This window comes from Plesiomonas sp. ZOR0011 (assembly GCF_000800945.1).
GTDB classification, from domain to species: Bacteria; Pseudomonadota; Gammaproteobacteria; order Enterobacterales; family CAMTGL01; genus Plesiomonas; species Plesiomonas shigelloides.
Genome location: NZ_JRKB01000013.1, coordinates 52,775 through 78,267 on the forward strand (window position 1 = coordinate 52,775; position 25,493 = coordinate 78,267).

At 50.7% G+C, this 25,493-nt stretch carries 23 protein-coding genes; 15 read left to right on the top strand and 8 right to left on the bottom strand.

Features of this window, described 5'->3' with window-relative positions; translation table 11 throughout:
- The first annotated feature begins 265 nt into the window (after window positions 1–265).
- On the top strand, window positions 266–1,303 hold the full coding sequence (locus tag L975_RS02045; RefSeq protein ID WP_047706905.1) for an alkene reductase: 1,038 nt from the start codon (window positions 266–268) through the stop codon (window positions 1,301–1,303).
- Window positions 1,304–1,652: 349 nt separating this feature from the next.
- Here L975_RS02045 and icd read toward each other — a convergent pair whose 3' ends face one another.
- Complete coding sequence (gene icd, locus L975_RS02050; protein WP_047706907.1) at window positions 1,653–2,906, bottom strand: NADP-dependent isocitrate dehydrogenase; 1,254 nt, start codon at window positions 2,904–2,906, stop codon at window positions 1,653–1,655.
- 137 nt (window positions 2,907–3,043) lie between these two features.
- Between icd and rluE the strand changes: the two genes are divergently transcribed.
- From rluE to L975_RS02095, 9 genes are all read left to right on the top strand, one after another.
- A complete protein-coding gene (gene rluE, locus L975_RS02055; RefSeq protein ID WP_052181204.1) occupies window positions 3,044–3,715 on the top strand; it encodes a 23S rRNA pseudouridine(2457) synthase RluE in 672 nt (223 codons plus the stop codon).
- Window positions 3,705–4,151 carry an NUDIX hydrolase gene (locus tag L975_RS02060; protein WP_047706909.1) on the top strand — a complete coding sequence of 149 codons (447 nt, stop codon included), beginning with the start codon at window positions 3,705–3,707 and terminating at the stop codon, window positions 4,149–4,151. The genes rluE and L975_RS02060 overlap by 11 nt, the downstream gene beginning before the upstream one ends.
- A 192-nt stretch (window positions 4,152–4,343) precedes the next feature.
- Window positions 4,344–5,447 carry a tRNA 2-thiouridine(34) synthase MnmA gene (mnmA, locus tag L975_RS02065; protein ID WP_010863770.1) on the top strand — a complete coding sequence of 368 codons (1,104 nt, stop codon included), beginning with the start codon at window positions 4,344–4,346 and terminating at the stop codon, window positions 5,445–5,447.
- A gap of 4 nt (window positions 5,448–5,451) precedes the next feature.
- Window positions 5,452–6,078 carry a high frequency lysogenization protein HflD gene (gene hflD / locus L975_RS02070; RefSeq protein WP_010863771.1) on the top strand — a complete coding sequence of 209 codons (627 nt, stop codon included), beginning with the start codon at window positions 5,452–5,454 and terminating at the stop codon, window positions 6,076–6,078.
- Between the two features lie 27 nt (window positions 6,079–6,105).
- Window positions 6,106–7,473: an adenylosuccinate lyase gene (gene purB / locus L975_RS02075; RefSeq protein ID WP_010863772.1), complete on the top strand. Its 1,368-nt coding sequence runs from the start codon at window positions 6,106–6,108 to the stop codon at window positions 7,471–7,473.
- Between the two features lie 290 nt (window positions 7,474–7,763).
- Complete coding sequence (gene phoP / locus L975_RS02080) at window positions 7,764–8,441, top strand: two-component system response regulator PhoP (protein WP_010863773.1); 678 nt, start codon at window positions 7,764–7,766, stop codon at window positions 8,439–8,441.
- Entirely contained in the window at window positions 8,438–9,919 is a 1,482-nt protein-coding gene (gene phoQ, locus L975_RS02085) for a two-component system sensor histidine kinase PhoQ (protein ID WP_047706912.1), read from the top strand. Before phoP ends, phoQ begins: the two co-directional genes overlap by 4 nt.
- A gap of 23 nt (window positions 9,920–9,942) precedes the next feature.
- The gene (locus L975_RS02090) at window positions 9,943–11,079 is read left to right on the top strand and encodes a cupin domain-containing protein (protein WP_047706914.1); all 1,137 of its coding nucleotides are present in this window, start codon (window positions 9,943–9,945) and stop codon (window positions 11,077–11,079) included.
- Window positions 11,080–11,360: 281 nt separating this feature from the next.
- Entirely contained in the window at window positions 11,361–11,957 is a 597-nt protein-coding gene (locus L975_RS02095; RefSeq protein ID WP_156121059.1) for a phosphatase PAP2 family protein, read from the top strand.
- Window positions 11,958–12,079: 122 nt separating this feature from the next.
- On the opposite strand, the gene L975_RS02100 is transcribed toward L975_RS02095, so the two are convergent.
- The 3 genes from L975_RS02100 to L975_RS02110 form a co-directional block, all read right to left on the bottom strand.
- Window positions 12,080–13,600: a cyclic di-GMP phosphodiesterase gene (locus L975_RS02100; protein ID WP_072033002.1), complete on the bottom strand. Its 1,521-nt coding sequence runs from the start codon at window positions 13,598–13,600 to the stop codon at window positions 12,080–12,082.
- A gap of 127 nt (window positions 13,601–13,727) precedes the next feature.
- Window positions 13,728–14,093, bottom strand: coding sequence for a YcgJ family protein (locus L975_RS02105; protein WP_047706915.1), 366 nt, complete (start codon window positions 14,091–14,093; stop codon window positions 13,728–13,730).
- Between the two features lie 256 nt (window positions 14,094–14,349).
- Window positions 14,350–14,574, bottom strand: a complete 225-nt coding sequence (locus L975_RS02110; RefSeq protein ID WP_010863779.1) for a hypothetical protein — start codon at window positions 14,572–14,574, stop codon at window positions 14,350–14,352.
- 428 nt (window positions 14,575–15,002) lie between these two features.
- Between L975_RS02110 and gloA the strand changes: the two genes are divergently transcribed.
- Window positions 15,003–15,407, top strand: coding sequence for a lactoylglutathione lyase (gene gloA, locus L975_RS02115; RefSeq protein WP_010863780.1), 405 nt, complete (start codon window positions 15,003–15,005; stop codon window positions 15,405–15,407).
- 117 nt (window positions 15,408–15,524) lie between these two features.
- Here the strand turns inward: gloA and L975_RS02120 are convergent, their stop codons facing one another.
- On the bottom strand, window positions 15,525–16,397 hold the full coding sequence (locus tag L975_RS02120) for an OmpA family protein (protein WP_047706917.1): 873 nt from the start codon (window positions 16,395–16,397) through the stop codon (window positions 15,525–15,527).
- 132 nt (window positions 16,398–16,529) lie between these two features.
- Here L975_RS02120 and rnt point away from each other — a divergent pair, with 132 nt between their 5' ends.
- Complete coding sequence (gene rnt / locus L975_RS02125) at window positions 16,530–17,204, top strand: ribonuclease T (RefSeq protein WP_010863782.1); 675 nt, start codon at window positions 16,530–16,532, stop codon at window positions 17,202–17,204.
- Window positions 17,205–17,436: 232 nt separating this feature from the next.
- On the top strand, window positions 17,437–18,015 hold the full coding sequence (locus L975_RS02130; protein ID WP_010863783.1) for an alkylphosphonate utilization protein: 579 nt from the start codon (window positions 17,437–17,439) through the stop codon (window positions 18,013–18,015).
- 552 nt (window positions 18,016–18,567) lie between these two features.
- Here the strand turns inward: L975_RS02130 and zntB are convergent.
- Window positions 18,568–19,575 carry a zinc transporter ZntB gene (zntB, locus tag L975_RS02135; RefSeq protein WP_081995574.1) on the bottom strand — a complete coding sequence of 336 codons (1,008 nt, stop codon included), beginning with the start codon at window positions 19,573–19,575 and terminating at the stop codon, window positions 18,568–18,570.
- Window positions 19,576–19,737: 162 nt separating this feature from the next.
- Between zntB and L975_RS18005 the strand changes: the two genes are divergently transcribed.
- Complete coding sequence (locus L975_RS18005; protein WP_156121062.1) at window positions 19,738–19,914, top strand: hypothetical protein; 177 nt, start codon at window positions 19,738–19,740, stop codon at window positions 19,912–19,914.
- Window positions 19,915–20,026: 112 nt separating this feature from the next.
- On the opposite strand, the gene L975_RS02145 is transcribed toward L975_RS18005, so the two are convergent.
- The gene (locus tag L975_RS02145) at window positions 20,027–20,464 is read right to left on the bottom strand and encodes a hotdog fold thioesterase (protein ID WP_047706923.1); all 438 of its coding nucleotides are present in this window, start codon (window positions 20,462–20,464) and stop codon (window positions 20,027–20,029) included.
- Between the two features lie 37 nt (window positions 20,465–20,501).
- Window positions 20,502–23,567 (bottom strand): FAD-binding and (Fe-S)-binding domain-containing protein, encoded by a 3,066-nt coding sequence (locus L975_RS02150; protein WP_047706962.1) that lies wholly within the window; start codon window positions 23,565–23,567, stop codon window positions 20,502–20,504.
- A 511-nt stretch (window positions 23,568–24,078) separates the two neighbouring features.
- On the opposite strand from L975_RS02150, the gene gdhA reads away from it, so the two are divergent.
- A complete protein-coding gene (gene gdhA / locus L975_RS02155; RefSeq protein WP_047706925.1) occupies window positions 24,079–25,428 on the top strand; it encodes an NADP-specific glutamate dehydrogenase in 1,350 nt (449 codons plus the stop codon).
- Window positions 25,429–25,493: the final 65 nt, after the last annotated feature.

Sequence of the window (25,493 nt, forward strand, 5' to 3'; positions counted from 1 at the left end):
GGCATGATTGCTGATAAGCATTACCAGATTATTCGCCAATATTAAAAAATAGATAGTTGCCCTAATTTGCCCTTGTCTGCGTAGAAGCTCTACACCGTTCAAAATAACGTATTGCTTCGTCTGTACGCTCCACTTCAGCCATGGCTCCTTTTCCCTGCCGCCGGTTAAGCCCACTTTATTGAACGTCCATTCAAAAACACTTGCACCCAACGTAAAAAACGTTTTGAATAAACGTTCAAGAATGACTTGTTCAGGACAATCTATCATGAGTACCCTGTTTCAGCCGTATCGCCTTAATGACACTCTGACTCTTGCCAACCGCTTCATGATGGCCCCACTCACCCGCTGCATGGCAGGCCCCGGACTGGTGCCGACCGAGCAGATGGCAGCCTATTACGGCCGACGCGCCGACATAGGCCTGATTGTCTCGGAGGCGGTCATCATTCGTCCCGATGCGCAGGGTTACCCCAATACTCCGGGCCTCTTCACTCAGGCGCAGATCGAAGGCTGGAAGAAAGTAACCAGCGCCGTACACGCCAATGGTGGCAAGATCTTCGCCCAACTGTGGCACGTTGGTCGTCTCTCCCACCCCTTCTTCCATCAGGGGGAAGTGCTAGCGCCGTCTGCAGTGGCGCACGAGGGCACAGTGCCCCGCATGCGCGAGCTGACCTATCAGGTACCGCGAGCCCTGACCGAAGCAGAAATCGTGCAGCTAATTCAGGATTATGCGCAGGCTGCAGCCAACGCCATCGAGGCGGGTTTTGATGGCATTGAGATCCATGGTGCCAACGGCTATCTCATCGACCAATTCTTGCACCACTGCACCAACCTGCGTACAGATAACTATGGTGGCAACCCAGAAAACATGAGCCGTTTCGCACTGGAAGTGGTCGATGCCATCAGCGCCCGTATCGGCGGTGATCGAGTGGGTATTCGCCTCTCTCCGGGCGCTTATGTCCATCTGACGGGCTGCGCCGAAGATCGCGCCGTATTCGACTATCTGCTGAGCAAGCTCAACGATCGCCCACTGGCCTATATCCACCTCGGCATCTTCGATGACAACCTGACTTTCGATTATTTGGGTGGCCGCGCCTCCGACTATCTACGCGCCCACTACAAAGGCAATTTGGTCGGGGTGGGTAACTACGACGCTGAGCGTGCCGCAGCAGCCATTGAAGCCAACCGCTTCGATCTGGTGGCCATCGGACGTCCGCTGATAGCCAACCCAGACTACCTCACCAAGGTGAAAAATGGTGAAGCGCTGGTGCCCTACTCCGACACCATGCTGGCTGAACTGATATAACCGCAGCGACATGACCAAAATCGACAGGCAGTAAAAAACGGGGGAGCTATTGCTCCCCCAATAAAAAGAGCTACTACACCAACAACTATACCGTGATCAAAGCATCGACACTCAGCGGCTACTTGGTCACTCATCTCGAATGATGACTGACCGGTACAATAACGAGCGTAAAAAGGAGTACGTAAAGCTCAAAATCTGACGAAAAAACCGACCGCAACAATCCAAAAAAATGGGTGTTTTTGGAGAAGAATTTTGGAGAGATTTTGGAGAGGTTTTGGAGAAGAGGTTTTTAGGCAAAAAAAATGGGAAGCCGAAGCTCCCCAAAAAAGGTAAAAGGAAAGATTCTGGGTTACATATGTTCGCACATTGCTTTCGCAAATTCGCTGCATTTCAACAACTTAGCGCCGTCCATCAGACGTTCGAAATCGTAAGTTACGGTTTTAGCCGCAATCGCGCCTTCCATGCCTTTCACGACAAGATCGGCCGCTTCGAACCATCCCATATAACGAAGCATCATTTCAGCAGACAGGATCAGTGAGCCTGGGTTTACTTTATCTTGGCCGGCATATTTAGGCGCAGTGCCGTGAGTGGCTTCAAACACAGCGCAATCAGCGCCGATATTCGCCCCTGGCGCGATACCGATACCGCCCACTTGTGCTGCCAGCGCATCAGAGATGTAATCGCCATTGAGGTTCATGGTGGCAATCACATCGTACTCGGCTGGACGCAGCAGAATCTGCTGTAAGAAAGCATCAGCGATGCAATCTTTAATAATGATTTCACGGCCAGTATTTGGGTTTTTCAGGGTCATCCACGGGCCGCCGTCCAGCAGCTCGGCGCCGAACTCTTCACGTGCCAGCTCGTAGCCCCAATCTTTGAACGCACCTTCGGTGAACTTCATGATGTTGCCTTTGTGCACTAATGTCACAGAAGCGCGATCATTGAAAATAGCGTATTCGATAGCCGCGCGGATCAGGCGCTTAGAGCCCTGTTCTGACGCCGGCTTGATACCGATCCCGCAATTTTCTGGGAAACGGATCTTCTTCACGCCCATTTCTTCACGCAGGAACTTGATCACCTTATCGGCATCTGCAGAGCCGGCTTTCCACTCAACACCGGCATAAATGTCTTCCGCGTTCTCACGGAAAATCACCATATCGGTCAGTTCAGGGTTTTTAACTGGGCTTGGCGTACCTTCGTAGTAACGCACTGGCCGCAAGCAAATGTACAGATCCAGCTCTTGACGCAAGGCCACGTTCAAAGAACGGATCCCACCGCCGACAGGCGTTGTCAGAGGACCTTTGATCGCAACACGGTATTCACGAATTAAATCCAGTGTCTCTTTCGGCAACCAGACATCTTCACCATAAACCTGAGTAGACTTCTCGCCGGTATAAATTTCCATCCACTGAATCTGGCGCTGGCCGCCGTAAGCTTTTTCGACTGCCGTATCGACCACCAGCTTCATTGCAGGAGTCACATCCACCCCGATACCATCACCTTCGATATACGGGATCACAGGGTTATGCGGAACTTGCAGTTTGCCCTGCGCATCGACAGTGATTTTTTGGCCTTCGGTTGGTACAACTACTTTGCTTTCCATTGACATCTCCTTCGAGCGTCCATTTGTTATGGTTTTGTAAGAGGCGCGTCAATAATACTTGAACATTCCTGTTACGCCAATCTCTTGCCGAATCAGCTATACTATGCGGCTCACAGAATTTATTGAACATCCTGAAAATGATTGCACGTCCAACCAAGAAAAGTGGGTCCCGGCATTTTAAACGCAGTGTGGATCGCAAACCGTCACAACCCTCTGCGCCACAACGGATCATTTTGTTCAACAAGCCGTTTGATGTTCTACCGCAGTTTACTGATGAATCTGGTCGTACCACATTGAAGGACTTTATCCCGGTACAGGGCGTGTACGCCGCCGGTCGTCTGGATCGTGACAGCGAAGGGCTGATGGTGCTCACCAATGATGGTAAGCTGCAAGCGCAACTGACCCAACCGGGCAAGCGGACCGGCAAAATTTACTGGGTACAGGTCGAAGGTATTCCCAGCGAAGAAGACCTGCAAAAGCTGCGCGATGGGGTGACATTAAAAGATGGCCCTACGCTGCCTGCGAAAATCGCGCTGCGCGAAGAGCCAAGCTGGTTATGGCCACGCAACCCGCCGATTCGGGAGCGTAAAAATATCCCCACCAGCTGGCTTGAGATCACGCTGTTTGAAGGCCGTAATCGGCAGGTGCGCCGGATGACCGCCCATATCGGTTTCCCGACGCTACGCCTGATCCGCTACCAAATGGGGCCATGGACGCTGGATAATCTGCCGAATGGCGAATGGAAAGATGTCGCCGCACCATCCAGTGCCACAGATACCAAACCAACACGAGGTGCTTATGTCCGATAAGCTGCGTTTTACTCCGCATGTGACTGTCGCCAATGTGGTGCACTGTCAGGGCAAGTTTCTGCTGGTCGAAGAGCACATTAATGGCAAGGTTTTGTACAACCAGCCAGCGGGGCATCTGGAAGCCAATGAAAGCGTGCTGGAGGCTGCGCGCCGTGAATTATGGGAAGAAAGTGGCCTGCGCATGCAGCCACAATCGTTGCTGAAAATCTTCCAGTGGACTGCGCCCGACGGTACGCCATTTATTCGCTTTACGTTTGCTATCGATTTAGATCAGTGTCCACCTTGTGAACCGCAAGATCCGGATATCGTTGCCTGCCATTGGGTCAGCGCCGATGAGATGCGTCATATGGCGCTGCGTAGCCCTTTGGTGATGGAAAGTATCTCGTTGTTTTTACAGCCAGAGCGTATCCCTCTTTCCGTGCTTGCGGTTGTCTAAACCCCCACAGAGATAGGCAACCGAAATAGGCTCTAAATCGTGAAGATTTCTCTGCGCAGAGCGTGCCCGCAATGGCAAGCGCCACACTGTGCGCGGCCCTGTGGATGTGCTAAAATCTGCCACCGGAATTCTCAGCGAGAATTTACCTCATTCTTCAAACTGGCCTATTGGCCGCAAAGGTGTAGTACATAAATGTCTGATAACAGCCATATCAAAGTGATCGTCGGTATGTCCGGCGGGGTTGACTCTTCCGTTTCTGCTTACCTGCTGCAGCAGCAGGGCTATCAGGTCGAAGGCCTGTTTATGAAGAACTGGGAAGAAGACGACACCGACGAATATTGCTCCGCGGCACAGGATCTGGCCGATGCCAAAGCTGTTTGTGACAAGCTGGGCATCAAGCTGCACACCGTGAATTTCGCGGCAGAATACTGGGATAATGTATTCGAGCATTTCCTTGAGGAATACAAGGCCGGCCGGACTCCAAACCCGGACATCCTGTGTAATAAAGAAATCAAATTCAAAGCCTTCTTAGAGTTTGCCGCCGAAGATCTGGGCGCGGACTACATCGCTACTGGTCACTATGTGCGTCGCGGTGAAAAAGAGGGTAAAGCACAACTGCTGCGCGGTCTGGACAACAACAAAGACCAGAGCTACTTCCTGTACACGCTGGGTCATCAGCAGGTTGCACAGAGCCTGTTCCCTGTCGGCGAGCTGGAAAAACCGGAAGTGCGCCGCATTGCCGAAGAGATCGGTCTGGCAACAGCTAAGAAAAAAGACTCCACCGGCATCTGCTTTATCGGTGAGCGTAAGTTCCGTGATTTTCTGGCGCGCTACCTGCCTGCACAGCCGGGTCAGATTGTCACCGTGGATGGCGTGGTGATGGGTGAACATCAAGGTCTGATGTACCATACACTGGGTCAACGTAAAGGTCTGCTGATAGGCGGCACCAAAGAAGGTACCGACGAAGCCTGGTACGTGGTCGATAAAGACACGGAAAATAACCGTTTGATCATCGCACAAGGTCATGATCACCCGCGTCTGAAATCACAGGGCCTGATTGCCCGCCAGCTGCACTGGGTTGACCGCGAAACCGTGCAAGAAACTTTCCGCTGCAGCGTGAAAACCCGCTACCGTCAGCAAGATATCGCCTGTACGGTAATCCCGCGCGGCGAAGATGAAATCGAAGTCCGCTTTGACGAACCGCAAATTGCCGTAACACCAGGTCAATCTGCGGTCTTCTATCAAGGTGAAGTATGTCTGGGCGGCGGTATTATCGAAGCCCAAATCAGGGAGTGATTCAGTGGCAAAAAATACGACAGATATTGTTTACGCCCTTGCCGGCATGTGCCAAGCCGTTCGGCTAGTACAAGATATCTCCCGTAATGGTAATGCCAACAGTGAGGCGCTACGCGCCTCACTCACCAGTATTATGCAGACGGCCCCCTCCTCCACGCTGGATGTATTCGGCCAGTCGCCTCACAGTCTACAGCTAGGTCTTGAAACGCTGATTACCCAACTCTCCGGCCTCAGTGGCCAGCAAGACAGTGAACTGACCCGCTACCTGATTGGCCTCATCATTCTGGAAAAGAAACTCTCCGCACGTAAAGACAGCCTGTCTATTCTGGCCGATCGGATCCAAGGTCTGGATCGTCAGCAGCAACACTTTGATCTGCTCGATGAGCAAATGATCAGCGCTATCGCCGCCATTTACGTGGATGTAATCAGCCCACTCGGCCCACGCATCCAAGTCACTGGCTCACCAATACAACTGCAAAGTCCGCTGGTGCAAAACCGCGTTCGCGCTGCGTTGTTGGCCGGTATTCGCGCGGCCGTGCTGTGGCGTCAGGTTGGCGGTAGCCGTCTGCAATTGATTTTCTCGCGGGGCCGGTTAGTTGACCAAGCCAAGCGAATTTTAGGATCCCTTTAATCTCTGAACTCAGGAGTTTTTATACCCATGGAACTGTCCGCACTGACCGCTGTATCCCCGATTGATGGCCGCTACGGCGATAAAGTTACGGCTTTACGTAGTATCTTCAGTGAATTTGGCCTACTGAAATTCCGGGTGACAGTTGAGGTACGTTGGCTGCAAAAACTGGCAGCCTGCCAGGGGATCTCCGAAGTGCCTGCCTTCAGCGCGCAGGCCAATGCGTTTTTAGACGACATCGTCAGCAACTTCAACGAAGAAGACGCGCTGCGTATCAAGACCATTGAGCGGACAACCAACCACGATGTGAAAGCCGTGGAGTACTTCCTGAAAGAAAAAGTAGCTGCGATCCCTGAGCTGCACGCCGTGAATGAGTTCATCCACTTTGCGTGCACCTCCGAAGACATCAATAACCTGTCTCACGGTCTGATGCTGAGCACCGCGCGTGAAACTGTGATCCTGCCTCTGTGGCGCAAACTGATTGATGAGATCAAAGGTCTGGCGCACACCTATCGCGATATGCCGCTGCTGTCGCGTACTCACGGCCAGCCAGCAACGCCATCGACCGTTGGTAAAGAGATGGCGAACGTCGCTTACCGTATGGAGCGCCAGTTTAAGCAGCTGCAACAAGTTGAGATTCTGGGCAAAATCAATGGCGCGGTCGGTAACTACAACGCGCACATGGTGGTCTACCCTGAAGTGGATTGGCACCGTTTCAGCGAAGAGTTCGTGACGTCACTGGGCCTGACATGGAACCCGTACACCACGCAAATCGAGCCGCACGACTACATCGCCGAGCTGTTTGATGTAATGGCGCGTTTCAACACCATCCTGTTGGACTTCGATCGTGACATGTGGGGCTACATTGCACTGAACCACTTCAAGCAGAAGACCATCGCCGGTGAAATCGGCTCTTCTACCATGCCGCACAAAGTTAACCCAATTGACTTCGAAAACTCCGAAGGCAACTTAGGCTTGGCCAATGCGCTGTTTGACCATCTGGCCGCTAAACTGCCAGTTTCTCGCTGGCAGCGTGACCTGACTGACTCCACCGTTCTGCGTAACTTGGGCGTGGGCATGGGTTACTCTCTGATTGCGTATGCCTCTACCCTGAAAGGCATTAGCAAGCTGGAAGTGAACGCCGACCATCTGGCCGACGAGCTGGATCACAACTGGGAAGTGTTGGCAGAGCCTATCCAAACCGTAATGCGCCGTTACGGCATCGAAAAGCCGTATGAGAAGCTCAAAGAGCTGACCCGCGGCAAGCGTGTTGACGCGCAAGGCATGCAAAGCTTTATCGATGGTCTGGAGCTGCCAGAACACGAAAAAGCACGCCTGAAGGCCATGACGCCGGGCAGCTATATTGGCCGCGCGGCACAAATGGTGGATGAGCTTTAAGTCTTACATCACCAAGCGCTATCGTGTATAGCCTCTGCTAGCATGCTGAATCAGCCGGTAACTGTGTTACCGGCTTTTTTGTTATTTATCGTTGGTTTAACCAAGATGCGGCATACTCTATGCTTACACTCGTCCCTTTATTTTTTCGTGGCATGTATTTGGGTGGCAAAGCTGTGTTTGCGTAGCGCGCCTCTTGGTCACTAAATAACTCTATTATTGCCACATTTCCTTGGGCGCATTGCGGTATACAATACAGGCTGTCTTTGTCGCGCCCCTGTTGTGAGGTTCTCATGCGGATTCTGATTGTTGAAGACAATGCCCTGCTTCGTCACCATCTTAAGGTACAGCTCGAAGAGCAAGGACATCAGGTGGATGCTGCCAAAGATGCGGTAGAAGCGGATTATTTCCAGCAAGAGCATGAACTGGATATTGCGGTGGTCGACTTAGGTTTACCGGATGAAGATGGCTTATCGCTGATCCGCCGCTGGCGCGCCTGTGGGAAAAAATTACCCATCCTGATCCTCACCGCCCGAGATAGCTGGCAAGAAAAGGTCCAAGGTTTGGAAGCGGGAGCCGATGACTATGTCACCAAACCGTTCCAACTCGAAGAGGTAGTCGCTCGGCTGCAAGCGCTGGTCCGCCGCAGTAGTGGGATCACGTCAACCTATATGACGGCAGGGCCATATCAGCTTAATTTGTCACGCCGTGAGCTGACCATCAATCAAGAAGCCGTGAAGTTAACGGCGTTCGAATACAAGATCTTGGAATACCTGATGCGTCACCATCAGCAGGTGATCAGCAAAGATACCCTGATGTTTCAGCTGTATGCCGATGCCGAACTGCGCGAAACCCACACTATTGATGTATTAATGGGACGCCTACGGCGCAAGCTGGCAGTAGAAGGCTTGAATGAGGTGATCACCACCATCCGCGGTCAAGGTTACCGTTTTGAGTTGCAGTGCCAATGAAACGGACCTCGCCGCTCTTTAAAATCCAGTCGCTGCGGCTGCGTTTTCTGCTGGCAACCGCTCTGCTGGTGGGTTTTTTATCTCTGCTGTATGGCGTGGTCGCCATCGGCGGCTATGTGTACGTATTTGAACGTAACACCTACCGCTTGATGAGCAGCGAAGGCAACATGTTCATCAATTTTGCCCATTGGCAAGACGGCAAACTGAACGTTAACGTGCCAAAAACGCTGATCCGCAACAAAATGCTCCTGGCATGGATTTATGATGCGGACGGCAAGCTGCTGTGGCGGCTGGCTGACCTGCCGGAGTTTGAAGAGCAAATCAGATCCGAATGGCTGAAAAAACCCGGTTTCTATGAAATTGATAGCCCACACCCCATCGCCACGTATCCGCTGCTGGGTAACGAGCGGCTGAAAAACCGCCTACCGGATTATATTGATGATGATGTGACCTATTCGGTAGCGGTTAACACCTATCCGGCGATGAACGAGCTTCCTTCGATGACCATCGTCACCCTCGATGCCGTTCCGCAAGAGTTACAAGACTCCGATTATGTCTGGACCTTATTCGAATGGGTGCTGGTCGCACATTTGCTGCTGGTGATGCCACTGTTATGGCTGGCGGCCAACTGGAGCTTGCGCCCCATCGCTGAGCTTTCGTTGCAGGTGGAAGAGCTAGAAACCCACGACCGCGAACATCTGGATTTACGCCCCAAGCCACCACAAGAATTGCGCCGCTTGATCTTAAACCTCAACCGTTTGATCAGCTCGCAAAAGCAGATGCAAGAGCGCTACCACGCCACGCTCGGCGATCTAACGCACAGCCTTAAAACCCCGCTGGCGGTGCTACAAAGCACCCTACGCTCATTGCGTTTATCGCCCGAAAAAACCTCACTGGAGGAAGCCGAACCGGTCTTGCAAGAGCAAATCGATCGCATTTCGCAGCAAATTGGCTATTACTTGCGCCGCGCTGATCGTCCCCACGATGATCCATTACACCGGCAATTGACCTCCGTACCCGGCATGCTTGACCCGCTTTGTGGCGCGCTGAATAAAGTCTATGCCAGTAAAGGCGTAAGCCTGACGCTAGACATCCCGCCAGAGCTGATTTTCTGCGGCGATCGGGAGGATTTTATGGAGGTGATGGGCAATATCATCGATAACGCCTGCAAGTACTGCCTCGAATTCGTCACCATCTCTGCGCGCCAGCAAGGCGATGTGCTGCAATTCATCATTGAAGATGATGGCCCCGGCATTCCCCCAGCCAAGCGCGAAACGGTGATCCAACGAGGGCAACGCGCCGATACGCTCAAACCAGGACAAGGCTTGGGATTAGCCATCGCCACCAGTATCTTAGAACGCTACCGCGGTAAAATTGAGATAGCGCAAAGTTTGCTAGGTGGCGCGAAATTTACGGTTACCTTTGCCGATCAAGAAGACAAGGCGCTTTACCCTAAAACACGTATAATGCGCGGATAAAAGTACGACAGGAACACAACCGCATGCAGTATCAACTTAATCTTGATTGGCCAGCATTCATGGCTGAATTCTGGCAGAAAAAACCGGTGATCCTACGCCAAGCATTCCCTGGCTTTGTCGATCCGCTGACCGCGGATGAATTGGCCGGTTTAGCGATGGAGCCCGATGCCGACAGCCGTTTGGTGAGCTTTAAAAATCAAACTTGGCAAGCTGAACATGGCCCTTTTGAAGCCTACGACCACTTGGGTGAAACCCACTGGTCACTGCTGGTACAGTCAGTTAACCATTGGCATCCAGTGGCTGCGCAGCTGGTCACGCCATTTCGCGTTCTGCCTAACTGGCGTTTTGACGATCTGATGGTTTCGTTTTCAACACCGCAAGGTGGCGTTGGCCCGCATATCGATCAGTATGGTGTATTCATCATTCAAGGTTCAGGTCGTCGCCGCTGGCGCGTTGGGGACAAGTTGCCGCTTAAAGAGCACTGCCCGCACCCAAGTCTGCTGCATGTTGAGCAATTTGAGCCGATTATCGATGAAGAGCTCAATACCGGCGATATCCTGTATATTCCGCCTGGCTTCCCGCACGATGGTTACTCACTGGAAACCTCAATGAGTTTCTCTGTGGGTTACCGTGCGCCGAATCAGCGCGACCTGATCAGCAGCTTTGCGGACTACCTGCTGGCCAATGATCTTGGCAATCAACGCTATGACGATCCTGAACTAGCGCTGACTCGCACTCCTGGCGCGATCACTGAAGCTGAATTGAACAAGCTGCAAACCATGATGTTGGCGACCTTGAAAGATCCCGCCATCTTTACTGACTGGTTCGGCAGTTTCATCAGCCAATCGAGCCATGAGTTAGATCTGGCTCCGGCCGATCCAGAATTCACCACCGAAGAAATTTACGACATGCTGCAGCAAGATGCGCTGCCGTTGTATCGCCTTGGTGGTTTGCGTGCGTTTTATATCGGTGAGCGCTGCTTTATCAATGGTGAAGAGCTGCATCTGCCAGAAGGCTGCGCTGAAGTTCGTCATCTGCTGTGCGATCAGGAATCATTCACTGCCGACGATCTGGGTGACAATCTGGGTAACCCAGCACTGATGTCGACGCTCACAGAGCTGGTGAATTGCGGCTATTGGTATTTTACTGACGAAGAGTAAATCCCTCTCCGCGCAGATTCGCTAACCCGCATTGGCTGAATCCGCGAAAGCGCTTAATCCACGAAAACTGAGCTCAGCATGGTCACTTTGTTGATCATGCTGAGCTTTCTTGATCATGCACAGCGTTCTTCACCTAATGAATGTTCCCCCCAATGAAGCTACCTTCCCCTGTGCAACGGCCGAGTGTGACAGCAAAAATTAAATCAATCTGATACAGGAAATTCGTTCTTCGTCCCCACTATGGCTCACCTCTCTGACAGTGTTTATAGTCATGTGAAACCTTGCTTTTGGACATGATGATGGAAGCGCTGAATCAGCATCTTTTCTTATTGATTAACGCCACAGCCGATACGCCCTTGTGGTTAATCAGCACAGCTCATTTTATTGCTCGTTGGCTTATTTATATTGTTTTAGCCACGTTTATATTTCAATTTATCCGCGGCGATAAAGAGACCCAGCAGCATATCATTGCACTGTTTATCTGTGCCCTACTAGCCTATTTAGCCTGCTTTATTATTGGCAAGATTTATCCGCATCCACGCCCGTTTATGGTGCCTATCGGGAAAACCTACCTGCTCCACAATGCCAATGCCTCATTCCCAAGCGGACATGCCACGTTAATGTTCAGCCTCGGCTTTTATCTGCTGTTTAGTGAAAGAACCGTCAAAGAGAGAAAACTTAGCGGGAAAACACAAAGCGCTTGGCTAATCCTGTTACTCGGCGTGGCGATCAGTTGGGCGCGGGTATTTTTGGGCGTCCATTTCCCGTTCGATATTCTGGGTGCGATTCCGGTCAGCCTGTTGGCGGCTTATCTGACATGGCGTTTAGCCTGTTATCTCTGTCCGCCGCGCAGCACACCACCTCAACGCCGCACATAAGTTCAACCACGTGAGTTCCACTATGTGAATATGTGAAAAACGTCATCTGCGCTGCTGGCCACAGGCGCTTCACACACACTTAACTCTCGCAATTAACTACAGAGCCATGCTGGCAGCCCGTGCTAGTCGGTATGGCTCACATCATGCAGCAATTGTTCACACGTCAGCGGCCGACTGAAATAATAACCTTGCGCGTACAAAACACCGCTCCGACGTAGATAGGTCAGTTGTTTTTCTGTCTCTACCCCTTCGGCAACCACCTTCATCGAAAGATCGGTTGCCATCTGCAAAATCGAATTCAGCACTGGGGTATGTACTGTTTCCTGCCCGATGGATTGAATAAAACCTTTATCGATCTTTAAAAAATCCATCTTATGCTTTTGCAGATAAATCAGAGCACTATGGCCAGTGCCAAAATCATCAATCGCCAGTTCAAAACCGAGGTCATGCAGCTCTTTAAACAACCGTTCAGCCTCGGCATCATCTTTAATTAACACCCGTTCGGTAATTTCCAGCACACAGACAAAATGCTGCGCTGGCAAGCAAGCACGAAACGCGTTTAAATCGGCAATAATATGCTCTGATTGCAGGTGCACCGCCGAGATATTAACCGCCAGCTTCATCCCCGGTGAGAAATGTTGCCTCATCAATTTGGCATCTTTAGCCACCAGCTCGAACATATGCTTCGTGAGCTCAATAATTACCCCATTATGCTCGGCATACGCGATGAACTGATCCGGCGGAATGAGCCCTTTCACCGGATGCTTCCAGCGTAGCAACACTTCAAAACCGGCCATAACTTGGGTATGTAAATTAAACACCGGTTGGTACACCACGAAAAACTGCTCCTCACGGATTCCTCGCAGAATTTCCGAGCGCATATCTTGTGCTTTTCCATGGTAGATATAGATCAGCATCATGACTAACATGCTGATCGTTAATGAGAAAAAGATCATCTCATACCATGAAGTTACCGTTAGCAATTTGCCAAAAAAATACAATCGATAACCATATTTTTCTGACTCAATACTGGCGAGTGGTTTAGGCAATGAAGTCGGGCTTTGAAACTCATGCTGTCCTGTCACCAAGGCTTTGTCATCAATCACGATAGCAATCGCAGTTAATTTGGCTGAGGCCGACACCAAAAGTTGTGCACTGTTAACTGGCAGCGGGATTGTCGCCAACCCACCAGAAACGCGCCCGCTGTGATCTTTTACCCACAAATAAACGATGGGCTTATTAGGCAAGGCGGCGGTTCCCAAACTCATATGCAGGCCATAAGGCTTATCTACGCGCGTATCTGGGAAATAGTTTTTAAGCAAAAAAGTGCGACTGCCTAATGCCGATGAACAGTAAATCTCATCCCCGTTCACAATAAGATAAGAGCGAACCATATCATCGAATGCTGCCAGTTTAACGAGATCTTCTTTTATCGCAGAACAGGTCAACTGAGGAAGTGAAAATAGTTTATCAATTTCACCAACGACTCGGTCAAGGCGCTGATCAATACTGATACGAGTCTGCGTTAATGCTGCATTGGTTTCATTAGCCGAATAAGATTGGATAAAAAGAAGAGAAAGAATAAAGACAAGAATGAACGTAGATACGCCAGAGAATATTATTATTGATATTTTACTTCTCATATTTCATTCCATAGATTACAGGCTCATCCACTGCCTTTCTATGAATGACTATAGCACCGTTATGCAACAATACACACGCTATCCTCGCGGGATTCATTCTTTTTGCATAAAAAACACGCAAAAATGATTACGGCAAGTTATTGGTTCGGTTAAATAAGCTATTTTGGATATACCATGCGCTAAAAGATACTGGCTGGCATGTTTTTTCCTTTAAATAACAATACGTTCCGTCAGAAAACTCAATGACACCACGTTGATTGGCATGTAACAGACTATCCCATGCGGTTTGACTGTTTACATTTTTACGCTCCACATAAAAATGACTTAACGTCTTATTTTTTGATATTCCCTGCTGCGTGGCACAAAATGCTTTCGGTTTATCACAGACAACACCCTCTTCCGGAATAAAGATATCCGGCGCGGTAAAAACCAGAGAGTCCAGTATTGCGGCTCCACTGATGACGACTGAAAGTAAAATGATGAAGGGATTCATTGCACTATCCGCTTTTAAACTGCTTACAGTATAGTGCAGAAATAGAGCAGAAAATTATATTGAAGGTTTTTAAATAACTAAGTAAGTCTAAAGAATTAAGCCTCTGAACTTAGCTGGGTGCAACGCTAAGCCAAATCAACACGACAAACCAAACGCTCGGCTAGCAGAACAAAACAACTGACATAATGCACTCGCGTTTAACACAGCAATAGCCCGCCAACAGTGAGGCGGGCTTTTATCGCTGACTTATCAATTCTTATCCCCTTTGCGGTTTCATTGCCCGTGACCAGAAGCGGTTGTCAGTTGAGCTTTTCATCGGGTTACCGTACTTAGCCGCCAAAATCGCATTCAACCGCGCCAAACCCACTTCAATGCCGCAATGGGCTTTCAATGCTGAAGACAATTGCTTGGTTGTAAACTGATCCGAAAGCAAAGTCCGACTCAGGTTCATGATAGTAGTGTCGTTAACTGATATCCGCATTTTCATTCTCTTTTATTGAATAACCATGCATTAAATCTATCAGGTCAAATCCACTATCGTCTGTGATTTTGGTCACATTTACAGAAAGTTAATTGCATGAGTGATGCAAAATATTTCCATTAAGCACCGGCTCCTCTCAGCAAAAACATAACTTTAAAATCATATAATTATGAGATTTCATCGCAGGTATCGGCATGAAAACAGCTGTCAGCCGCAGATCTGACACATACCGCAACACAAAGTGTTCTGCTACACACTCAGAAAGGCCGCGATAAATCCACACAACAAGAAAGGAATAAAAATTCATTTGGCGCGCTATTTAATTTCTCGCCACCGCGCCACTATTGTCCAATGTGGGGGTTTATTCTGGCGGCAGTTCCTGCGATCATGAGAGTTGAAGGATGATATTTCAGAAGAGGATATAAGCCATGCGCATTCTGCATACCATGTTACGTGTTGGCGACATGCAGCGCTCTATTGAGTTCTACACCAAGGTTCTCGGCATGAAACTGCTGCGTACTAGCGATAACGAAGAATATAAGTACTCACTGGCCTTCGTCGGCTTTGGTGATGAGAGTTCAGGTGCTGTGATTGAGCTGACTTATAACTGGGGTGTTAGCGAATACGAGATGGGTACGGCGTTTGGCCATATCGCACTGGGCGTTGATGATGTTGCAGCCACTTGTGAGGCTATCAAGCAAGCTGGCGGTAAAGTCGTGCGTGAAGCAGGCCCTGTCAAAGGCGGCAGCACCATCATTGCGTTTGTTGAAGATCCGGATGGCTATAAGATCGAACTGATCCAAAACAAGCAGGCCAGCCAAGGTTTAGGTTGAAAACTCGCCTAGCTCTCACTCGGCAAGTCAGTCTTGTGGGTGAAAACAAAAAGCGCTGTCAGTGACAGCGCTTTTTTTATCGCAAGACGTAATCGATAGCTCTCGATTGGCTAACAGTCACATATCCGATGCACGCGACAGCGAAATAATCAAGCGGCGGTTCAGGCCACGATTAAGCGCTGAACGATTATCCGCCACTGGGCGCTGATCACCATGTACCTGCAGCTGAATTTGCTCTGGCTTTAATCCCTGCTTCACAAAATAGTGCTGCATGTTTTCGGCTCGCTTACGCGCCAGCTCTTCTGAATTGGAGGCCACTTCCCGATCGTCACTGTGCGCGGCCACCAATACCAGCTCAACATCCTTGATATGACGGATATACTGCGCAATTTGATCGAGCTTTTTCTGCGAATCAAAGGTCAGTTTTTCGCTATTGGCCTGATAATGCAACACAGTGTAGGCAATATCATCAAAGCTGTACGGCAACAAACGTTGCACGCAGGCTAAATATTTCTTATATGGCCCTTTAAAGTGCGCCGGAGACAGACTCACTTGCACCCGTTCGTTGTTGTAGTACCAATCACGATAGCTCAAGGTTGGTAAACGGCCACGCTCTAGCTCGGTCAACATCCGCCATGCATCTTGTCCATTCACATAACCATCAAACTGCTTGAACAGCTTTAAGGTATTGATGGTGCCGGCATTAGTGCCTGGCATCCAGCGAGGAGGTAACGATAGCAGCGTTGCCTGACGGGTTTCCGCCATCGGCCGGAACATTTGCAGTTCAAAATCGAGGTTGATTTTCTTGCTGGCATGGGAGCTGAACACCCCGGTGCCATAACCCGGAACCGGATGCTCTAAACGGCATTCCAGCGGCGTATCCTGCGTCATCACCCAGGTAGAATCATCAATTCCGGCGAAAAACTGCCTTTCAGCCCGTAAAAAGGGGCTAACTAGCATCAAACCGGCAACTACAACTTTTTTAATCATTCGGTGGCAACTCCTGCGTATCATAGTGATTAGCGACCGCGGGAAGGAATACTTTAGTTAAGCGCCATAAATTGCAATAATAAGCTCTCTTTATTTCACGCACGCTGATCTGTACAGCACCAAAGAGAAATCATGGCTAAAACTCTTAACCCGAATTGTCTGAGCGCCCGTTTCCGAGGCTATTTCCCGGTGGTTATTGATGTGGAAACCGCAGGATTTAATGCGCAGACGGATGCGCTGCTGGAAATCGCGGCCGTCACGCTGAAGATGGATGAAGATGGTTGGTTGATGCCGGATCAGAAACTGAGCTTCAATGTTGAGCCGTTTGAAGGCGCCAACCTCAATCCGGAAGCGCTAGCGTTTACCGGTATCGATCCCCACAATCCACTGCGCGGTGCCGTGAGCGAATATGAGGCATTGCACGAGATTTTCAAAGTGGTGCGCAAAGAGCAAAAGGCCAATGAGTGCAACCGCGCCATTGTTGTCGCGCATAACGCAGCCTTTGACCACGGCTTTCTGATGGCCGCCGCAGAGCGTGCTGGCCTCAAGCGCAACCCGTTCCACCCATTTGCCACCTTTGATACTGCCGCGCTCAGTGGTCTGGTATTAGGGCAAACCGTGCTCGCGAAGGCTTGCCAAACCGCCAAGATCCCGTTCGATAATAATCAGGCTCACTCTGCCCTGTATGACACCGAACGCACCGCAGAGCTGTTCTGTGAGCTGGTTAATCGCTGGAAGCGTCTGGGTGGCTGGCCACTGGCATTCGCAGCAGATGATGAAGAGTCAACCGCTGAAATTGCTGACTGAAATTAAGCCTCTGGGCTATCTCACTGTCATCATCAACAGAATAGTGAAACCCGCATTTCAGCCGCACACATTGCAGCTTGTTGCGTGGTAAACATGACAATCTACCGGATGATTTTTACAATAAAATCATCCGGTTTAGTTCGATAATTAGCCGCTATCAGGCTTAACTCCCCTTTTCTCTGCGTTTATGCTATACTTTGCTTGTATTATTCCGTATTACGAGCGAATTACGATGTCAATTGAGCAAATCTTACAAGAACGCAGTGGCTCACACTGTGAACTCTGTGGAAGTGAGAATAATCTTTCTGTTTATTCTGTCCCTCACTCAGCGTCTGATGATGCAGATCATTCCGTACTTCTGTGCGATACATGCCGTAATCAGATCGAAAACCCTGAAACTGCCGATCAGGCTCACTGGCGTTGTCTGAACGACAGCATGTGGAGCCAAGTGCCTGCAGTACAGGTAATGGCATGGCGTCAGCTGAAGAACCTGTCTCACGAAGTTTGGGCTCAGGATCTGCTGGATATGCTGTATCTGGACGAAGAAACTCTGGCATGGGCAGAAGCCGGTGTGGCTGCAACCAGCAGCAACGATGACACCGCCCCGACTCTGGACAGCAACGGCAACGTGCTGCAAGACGGCGACTCTGTCACCCTGATCAAAGATCTGGTCGTTAAAGGTGCTAACTTCACTGCCAAGCGTGGCACCATGGTGAAGAATATCTCTCTGACCAGCAACCCAGAGCACATTGAAGGCCGCGTAAACGGCGTGCAAATCGTTCTGGTTGCCAACTTCCTGAAGAAGGCTTAATTCAGCGGTTCACGAAACATTTAGTTTCGGATTCATACCGCTGATAATACGACTGCCCGTTACAATATATACGTATTATGTATATTGTAGGGTGGTCGTTTTTTTTATCTATTTTCTCATTTATCTAGTCATTCTCAGTAACTCTGATTTATCACAAACGTTGCGTCTATCGTACTTGCATCACCTAAAGAGCACAGCAAATCGCAGTAGAATAAAACTGAAATAAAAGCGAAATACTGACGATGCGAGTAAGCTAAAAATGCATACTTGGATATGAAAGACAGACAAAAAAGCAGAAAAAAGAGAAGAGAAAGAGCCAAAAAAGAAAAACGCCGGTCTTCAATGCCGGCGTAGCAAGAATAAGTTTGCTGTAATGCAAGGAAAATAGAAGGAAGTTAAGACAACGTGGAGTACAGTGTCCATCGCTTAAACACTGTATTCACCTGCCAGTGCAGTTTGCTACTGAATGCGGTTGCAAGTATTGATTTCGCGCAATTTTTTGCGTCATTGCAGTCAATTATCTGTAATGACACACATTTTCTCGCAAAACGCTTATAACCAGCGTTTTCTTTTCAGCCAAAATCCAATACCGCCCGCAAGCCCCACCAGCGCCAAGCAAAACAGTGGAAAACTACCGCTAAAGCCTTTGCCCGGAATGCCCTCTAGGTTGACCCCAAACAGACCTGTCAAAAACGAAATCGGTAAAAACATCATAGCCAGCAAAGACATGGCATAAGTGCGCCGGTTCATGGCATCTGCCAGCAAGTTCGCAATTTCATCAGCCAAGACCGAGGTACGGGAAATCGCAGCATCCAAATCGTCCAAGGTTCTGCCTAATCGCTCGGAAACCTCTTGCATACGCCGTTTATCGTCATCATCGAACCAACTGATTTTCTCTGTTGCAATGCGTGAATAGACATCGCGCTGCGGAGACAGATACCGACGCAACACAATCAACTGCTTGCGGATCAACGCCAGCCGTCCGCGATCGGGGATCTTGTGCTCCAGCAAGCCATCTTCCAGCTCGATAATCACTTCATGCAGGTCGTCGATAAACTCAGAGGCGTAATCGGTCATGCAATCGCAAATCTCGACCACCCATTCGCTGCTGTTGGTCGGCCCGTTACCATTCCACAGTTCGGTTTCCAGATCTTCCACGGAAAACAGTCGCCGCCGCCGCGAAGAGACTATCAGATCACGACTGACGTAAGCGCGCAGCGCCACCATCTGATCGGGGCGCTCATCGTTGTTGTAATTGATGCTACGGAGGGTGATTAAGACCCCTTCCCCTAATCGGGTAAAGCGCGGGCGCGAGCTTTCCCCCAGCAATGCCTCTTTTACGTTTTCCGGCAGCAAGCCGGTATCGCGGATCCAGTTAGCTGAATCAGGCTGGCTGTAATCCAAATGCAGCCACACAGGTCCTTGCTCTGCACTCAGTTTTGCATCTTTAGCCTGCGTTGTGTTGGCCTTTGCCAGCTTATCAATGGGCAGAGCACCACCCTGCCCATCTAACCACAGGGCACTGATTGCTCCCTTTACCTGCACATCGTTAACTTGCATGAGCCTTTCCTGACACATTGAAAGAAACCTGTTTACCGGATCACAAATTCGCGTTAACCCATTTACGCCAGCCAAAAATATGGTAGATTCCCCGCGGGCTGACGCAATCTCGTCATACCAGCCCGCACGACCAACAGATATTCTTTTTGAGGACTATCAGCCATGAAACCAGTAGTCGATAATTGGCTGGAACAGGAGTTAATGCTGCAGGAAGTGATCCGGGCAGAAAAACTTCGCCATATACGTGAAGAACATGAAGATGCGTTTACCGATATGAGCAACCGGCGCAGAACCTGTCGCCGCCGCCAGATCAAACGCTGCAAGCGCGGAACTTTGTAATTCAACCCGATTTTGGGTGCAGTATGGCCCCACACTGCGCCCTGTATTGCTCACCATGCATCTTCACTGGGTATTCTTCCCTACAGCGTATTGCTGCTTTAGGTTTGACGTTTTACTGCTCGCCTTTTGTGTTTTCAGCGATCACGGCAGTCGTCAGACGCGCACTGCAGCATAAACGCTGCTGCTCATCAAAAATCTCTATCTGCCAGACCTGATGCCGACGACCGGCGTGTAACGCCTTACACACACCACGCGCCATACCGCTTCGGATCGCGCGCAAATGGTTGGCATTCACCTCCAACCCCACTACTTGTTCACGCCCTTCGGTACACAGATAGCCGGCCACAGAGCCGAGCGTTTCGGCCAATACTACTGACGCGCCGCCGTGTAACAGGCCAAATGGCTGGGTAGTACGCTGATCAACCGGCATCACCGCTTCCAGCGCATCAGGGGTAATGGCAGTAAACTCGATGCCGACATGTCCTACCATACAGTGTTTGCCCATTTCATTCAGCTGAGCCAATGTTGCAGTTCGTTTCCAAATTTTCATGGTGATATTCTGTTTATTATCCGTCAGTAAGTGATGATTACGCTTGGCTGCGCAGGATAGAAAGCAGCGCCTGCGCCGGATGCAAGATACGCTCTTTTTCCATGCGCTTAACTTGGCTACGGCACGAATAACCGGTAGTCAGACAGCGATTCAATGGCCGAATTTTCAGCTGCGCTTGCCAAGACAGGCGATAAATTCCGTGGGAATTATCTCGGTTTTTCGCTTCGTGCCCATACGTGCCGGCCATACCACAGCAACCGACACTGACCGCCTGCAACTCGGCGCCAAAATGAGCAAAGATCGCTTTCCAATCCGCCGAGCTTTGTGGCAACGCGGTGCTTTCCGTGCAGTGCCCCAGCAAATACCAGACATCTGATGATTTACTCAGTGCCGGAACCGAGCCAAGACGCGGACGCAGCCACTCCTGCACCAATTGCACCTCAAATGTACCGCGCGCGTCACCCAGCGCTTCACGGTATTCATCGCGATAGCACAACACCAGTGCTGGATCGACGCCCACCAGCGGAATCTCTAACGCAGAGAGCTGATTTAAAAATTCGGACGTGCTGGCCGCCGTGCGGGCAAATTCACGTAAAAAGCCTTTCACATGCTGCGGCTTGCCATTGGGTTTAAACGGCAACAATACCGGCTTGAAGCCCAGATGCTCGGCCAAGCGGACAAAATCCGCGACCACTTGTGCATCATAGAAGCTAGTAAACGGATCTTGCACGACCAGCACATGGCGAGCTTTCTCTTCTGCCGATAACGCTTGTAGCTGCTCCAACGAGAAAGTCAGTGCCGCATGGCCCGTCAACTCTTCGCGCAGCGTCGGCACTGACAGCGAAGGCACATCAATCATGCCGATGGTTTTCTCGGTTAACGTCTGCATCCACGACGGTTGCATGATGGCATTGAACAGTTTCGGCGCTTTGGCCATCAGCGGTGCATACTGCTCAACTGTCGCCACCATGTAATCTCGGGCTGGCCGCAAATAGCGGGTGTGGTAGAGCTGCAAAAAGCGCGCACGAAACGCCGGCACGTCAATCTTGATAGGACACTGGGTCGAGCAGGCTTTGCAGGCCAAACAGCCCGCCATTGCCTCTTTCACCTCATGGGAAAAGTCATACTCGCCACGGCGCGCCGCCAAGGTATAGCGGGTTTTATCCATCAGCTCGCGAAAGCTAAATGACGAACCGGCCAGTTGCTGCTCAATGCCCAGCACATCAGCACCGTCATCGGCCAACATGGTCAGCCATTCTCGCACCAACGCGGCACGCCCTTTTGGTGAATGGCGGCGATCACGGGTTATTTTCACTGATGGGCACATCGGGCTGTGCGTATCAAAATTAAAGCACAAGCCGTTACCGTTACACTCCAGTGCGCCGCGATAAGACTCGCGCACGTTGAGCGGAATTTTACGGTCATGCCAACTGCGTTTTTCTCCCGCCACTTGCACCAGTTCAGCGCCCGCTTTCAATGGCGTGCAAATCTTGCCCGGATTTAAGCGGTTATCTGGGTCAAACACGGTTTTGATCTGTTGCAACTCAGCCCACAGTGCTTCACCGAAAAATAGCGGGCTGTATTCCGAGCGAAAGCCTTTACCGTGCTCTCCCCACATCAAGCCGCCATATTTGGCCGTTAGCGCCACCACTTGGTCGGAAATGGTTTTCATCAAGCGCTCTTGCTCTGGGTCACACAGGTCCAGCGCAGGGCGCACATGCAATACCCCCGCATCAACGTGACCAAACATCCCATAATGCAGCCCTTGGCTGTCGAGCAGCGCACGAAACTCGGCGATATAATCCGCCAGATGCTTCGGCGGAACGCAGGTATCCTCGGCAAAAGCTATCGGCTTGGCCGCACCTTTGGTATTCCCCAGCAGCCCGACGGCCTTTTTGCGCATGGTGTAAATGCGCTCGATATCCACTAAATCATGACATACCTGATAACCGATCACGCCACCTTCGCGACTTGGCAGCAGTGTATCGAGGCGCTGACAGAGATCGCTCACCTGCGCATCGATCAGCTCGGCATCATCACCGGCATACTCGACAATATTCAGCCCTTGCATATCGCAACCTGGCACATCGGTGATCAGTTCGCGTACCGAATGCCAAACGATGTCTTCGCGGGCCAGATTCAGCACCTTGGAGTCCACGGTCTCCACAGAGAGCGCCTGCGCGGCCACCATAAAAGGGGCATGACGCAGCGCCGAGTCAAAACTGTCATATTTGATGTTAATCAGGCGGCGCTGCTTAGGGATTGGCGTAATGTTCAGCTTGGCCTCGGCAATAAATGCCAATGAGCCTTCTGAACCGGTAAGGAGGCGAGTTAAATCAAACTGACGCAAATCATCGCTAAATACATGGCGCAAGTCATAGCCGGTTAAAAAGCGATTGAGCTTAGGGAAACGCGCCAAAATCAGCTCACGCTGGTCACGGCAACGTTGCAGCACGGTCTGATAAACCCGTCCAATCGGGTCTTTTTGCTGCGCCAGTTGCTCCGCCACTTCCACCGGCATCGGTGCGGTATCCAGTAGCGAACCATCGAGCATCACTGCACGTAAACCGAGCACATGATCAGAGGTTTTGCCGTACAGCAGTGATCCTTGCCCGGAGGCATCGGTATTGATCATGCCGCCAATCGTGGCACGGTTACTGGTGGAAAGATCAGGAGAGAAAAAATAGCCGTGCGGTTTTAAATAAGCATTGAGCTGATCTTTGACCACACCCGCTTCCACCCGCACCCATTTTTCTTCCAGATTTAACTCCAAAATCCGGTTCATGTAGCGCGAAGTATCCACCACCACACCGGTCGTCAATGATTGACCATTGGTGCCAGTTCCGCCGCCACGCGGGGCGAACGTGAGCTCTTTGAATTCCGCCTGCTGCGCCGTGCGGGTCAATAATAAGATATCCGCCACCGAGCGTGGAAACAGTACCGCCTGTGGCAATTGCTGGTAGACACTGTTGTCGGTCGCCATACTCAAACGCCCGCCATAGGTCACATCCGTATCGCCACTAAAACCGGCTGCGCTCAGCGCCGATAAAAAAGAGTGGGTCAACGGCGCTACGCCGGGCACGTCGGAAAGTTGCGGAATCATCATTGGTTATCCCTTACAGCCTTGCATCCTGAAACCACGGTGAACGCACCTGATCATTGGCGTCACCCTAGCCTGCATAAATGTGTATTTAACCCGCAGTATCAACAATCTGTCTGCATAAAACCAGCGTTTCAACGGGAGCCGTGCATAACGCGCTTATCCTTGATACGCGGTTTTATCGCGCATCCATACCGTATCAATCGCTTATCGGAATAAAAATTACACGGGATAAAACGCCCCTGCAACTGACTTACTGCGCTTTATGTTGTCTGTTTACCACTGCGTATTTATTCAGCAATACCGATTCAGCTAAAACAGCAAAGCCCACAATGAAAACAGTGATAACGCCGTACGTTTTGTGCGCTATACCTCACGAGTTCATCCCCTACTCAGTGCGCGCCATTTGACCTGAAATGGCAAACAAAGGTAGAGATATGACAGACAAATATAATAATTTGCTCTTGCTATACACAACAAAGTGCACACAATTTTAATTCAGACAGGATAAGTTATGAGCCATATACCTTCTTTGGACGATTTTATCGCCGGTGTTAACCAGCGTAACCCCCACCAGCCGGAGTATCTGCAAGCGGTACATGAAGTGATGGCAACCCTGTGGCCTTTTATTCAGGAAAACCCTCACTACGCCGCCCAAGGTTTGCTGGAGCGTTTGGTGGAGCCTGAGCGCTTAATTCAGTTTCGCGTTTGCTGGACCGACGATCACGGCAATGTGCAGGTTAACCGCGCGTTTCGCGTTCAACACAACTCAGCCATTGGGCCATACAAAGGCGGGATGCGTTTTCACCCTTCGGTGAATCCTTCCATTTTGAAGTTTTTGGCTTTTGAGCAAACCTTTAAAAATGCCCTGACCACCTTACCGATGGGCGGCGGCAAAGGCGGCTCCGATTTTGACCCCAAAGGGAAAAGTGATGCTGAGATCATGCGCTTTTGTCAGGCATTGATGACCGAGCTATACCGCCATTTGGGGCCAGATACTGACGTGCCGGCTGGCGATATCGGCGTTGGAGCGCGTGAAGTCGGCTTCATGACGGGGATGATGAAAAAGCTGACCAACAATGCCGCCTGCGTATTTACCGGTAAAGGCATGAGTTTTGGTGGCAGCGCGATGCGCCCAGAAGCCACCGGTTACGGGCTCATCTATTTTGTGCAAGCGATGCTGGCCGAACGCGGTGAAAGCTTGGCCGGTCGCACCGTCACCGTATCTGGCTCTGGTAACGTGGCACAATTTACCATCCAAAAAGCCCTTGAGTTGGGCGCCAAGGTTATCAGTGCCTCAGACTCCTCCGGCACAGTGTACGATCCCGCTGGATTTACGCCGGAGAAACTGGCCGACCTGTGTCGCATTAAAAACGAGCAAGCCGGACGCGTTGCCGATTATGCCCGTTTGCACGATTTGACCTATCTAGCCGGACAGCGCCCGTGGGGCATTGCCACCGAAATTGCGCTGCCATGCGCGACACAAAATGAACTGGATACCGATGATGCCGCGGCGTTGATCCGAAACGGTGTGCGCCTCGTCGCCGAAGGCGCCAATATGCCGACCACTGAGCCGGCGGTTTATGCGCTGCAAGAGTGCGGCGTGCTGTTTGCTCCCGGTAAAGCGGCCAACGCAGGCGGCGTGGCGACCTCGGGTCTGGAAATGTCGCAAAATGCGCTGCGTTTAGGCTGGTCAGATCGCGAAGTGGATCAGCGTCTGCAAGACATCATGCTGAGTATTCACGCAGCATGCGTACGTTATGGCCGCGATCCGCAGAGCAACCATGTCGATTATGTGCGCGGAGCAAATATCGCCGGTTTTGTGAAAGTGGCCGATGCCATGTTGGCGCAAGGTGTGCTGTAACACTCACAATTTTCAATTCAATATGCGCCAAACAAAAGGGAATACCGGATGGTATTCCCTTGAAT

What these genes read in the sequence shown, in the direction of transcription:
- mnmA (WP_010863770.1), top strand. Translation starts at nt 4,344, where the DNA reads ATGTCTGATAACAGCCATATCAAAGTGATCGTCGGTATGTCCGGCGGG.
- L975_RS02110 (WP_010863779.1), bottom strand. Translation starts at nt 14,574, where the DNA reads ATGCGGATATCAGTTAACGACACTACTATCATGAACCTGAGTCGGACT.
- purB (WP_010863772.1), top strand. Translation starts at nt 6,106, where the DNA reads ATGGAACTGTCCGCACTGACCGCTGTATCCCCGATTGATGGCCGCTAC.
- rluE (WP_052181204.1), top strand. Translation starts at nt 3,044, where the DNA reads ATGATTGCACGTCCAACCAAGAAAAGTGGGTCCCGGCATTTTAAACGC.
- zntB (WP_081995574.1), bottom strand. Translation starts at nt 19,575, where the DNA reads ATGCAAGTTAACGATGTGCAGGTAAAGGGAGCAATCAGTGCCCTGTGG.
- L975_RS18005 (WP_156121062.1), top strand. Translation starts at nt 19,738, where the DNA reads ATGAAACCAGTAGTCGATAATTGGCTGGAACAGGAGTTAATGCTGCAG.
- L975_RS02120 (WP_047706917.1), bottom strand. Translation starts at nt 16,397, where the DNA reads ATGATTAAAAAAGTTGTAGTTGCCGGTTTGATGCTAGTTAGCCCCTTT.
- L975_RS02100 (WP_072033002.1), bottom strand. Translation starts at nt 13,600, where the DNA reads ATGAGAAGTAAAATATCAATAATAATATTCTCTGGCGTATCTACGTTC.
- gloA (WP_010863780.1), top strand. Translation starts at nt 15,003, where the DNA reads ATGCGCATTCTGCATACCATGTTACGTGTTGGCGACATGCAGCGCTCT.
- phoQ (WP_047706912.1), top strand. Translation starts at nt 8,438, where the DNA reads ATGAAACGGACCTCGCCGCTCTTTAAAATCCAGTCGCTGCGGCTGCGT.
- L975_RS02130 (WP_010863783.1), top strand. Translation starts at nt 17,437, where the DNA reads ATGTCAATTGAGCAAATCTTACAAGAACGCAGTGGCTCACACTGTGAA.
- L975_RS02045 (WP_047706905.1), top strand. Translation starts at nt 266, where the DNA reads ATGAGTACCCTGTTTCAGCCGTATCGCCTTAATGACACTCTGACTCTT.
- icd (WP_047706907.1), bottom strand. Translation starts at nt 2,906, where the DNA reads ATGGAAAGCAAAGTAGTTGTACCAACCGAAGGCCAAAAAATCACTGTC.
- L975_RS02145 (WP_047706923.1), bottom strand. Translation starts at nt 20,464, where the DNA reads ATGAAAATTTGGAAACGAACTGCAACATTGGCTCAGCTGAATGAAATG.
- L975_RS02105 (WP_047706915.1), bottom strand. Translation starts at nt 14,093, where the DNA reads ATGAATCCCTTCATCATTTTACTTTCAGTCGTCATCAGTGGAGCCGCA.
- gdhA (WP_047706925.1), top strand. Translation starts at nt 24,079, where the DNA reads ATGAGCCATATACCTTCTTTGGACGATTTTATCGCCGGTGTTAACCAG.
- L975_RS02090 (WP_047706914.1), top strand. Translation starts at nt 9,943, where the DNA reads ATGCAGTATCAACTTAATCTTGATTGGCCAGCATTCATGGCTGAATTC.
- L975_RS02060 (WP_047706909.1), top strand. Translation starts at nt 3,705, where the DNA reads ATGTCCGATAAGCTGCGTTTTACTCCGCATGTGACTGTCGCCAATGTG.
- L975_RS02150 (WP_047706962.1), bottom strand. Translation starts at nt 23,567, where the DNA reads ATGATTCCGCAACTTTCCGACGTGCCCGGCGTAGCGCCGTTGACCCAC.
- phoP (WP_010863773.1), top strand. Translation starts at nt 7,764, where the DNA reads ATGCGGATTCTGATTGTTGAAGACAATGCCCTGCTTCGTCACCATCTT.
- rnt (WP_010863782.1), top strand. Translation starts at nt 16,530, where the DNA reads ATGGCTAAAACTCTTAACCCGAATTGTCTGAGCGCCCGTTTCCGAGGC.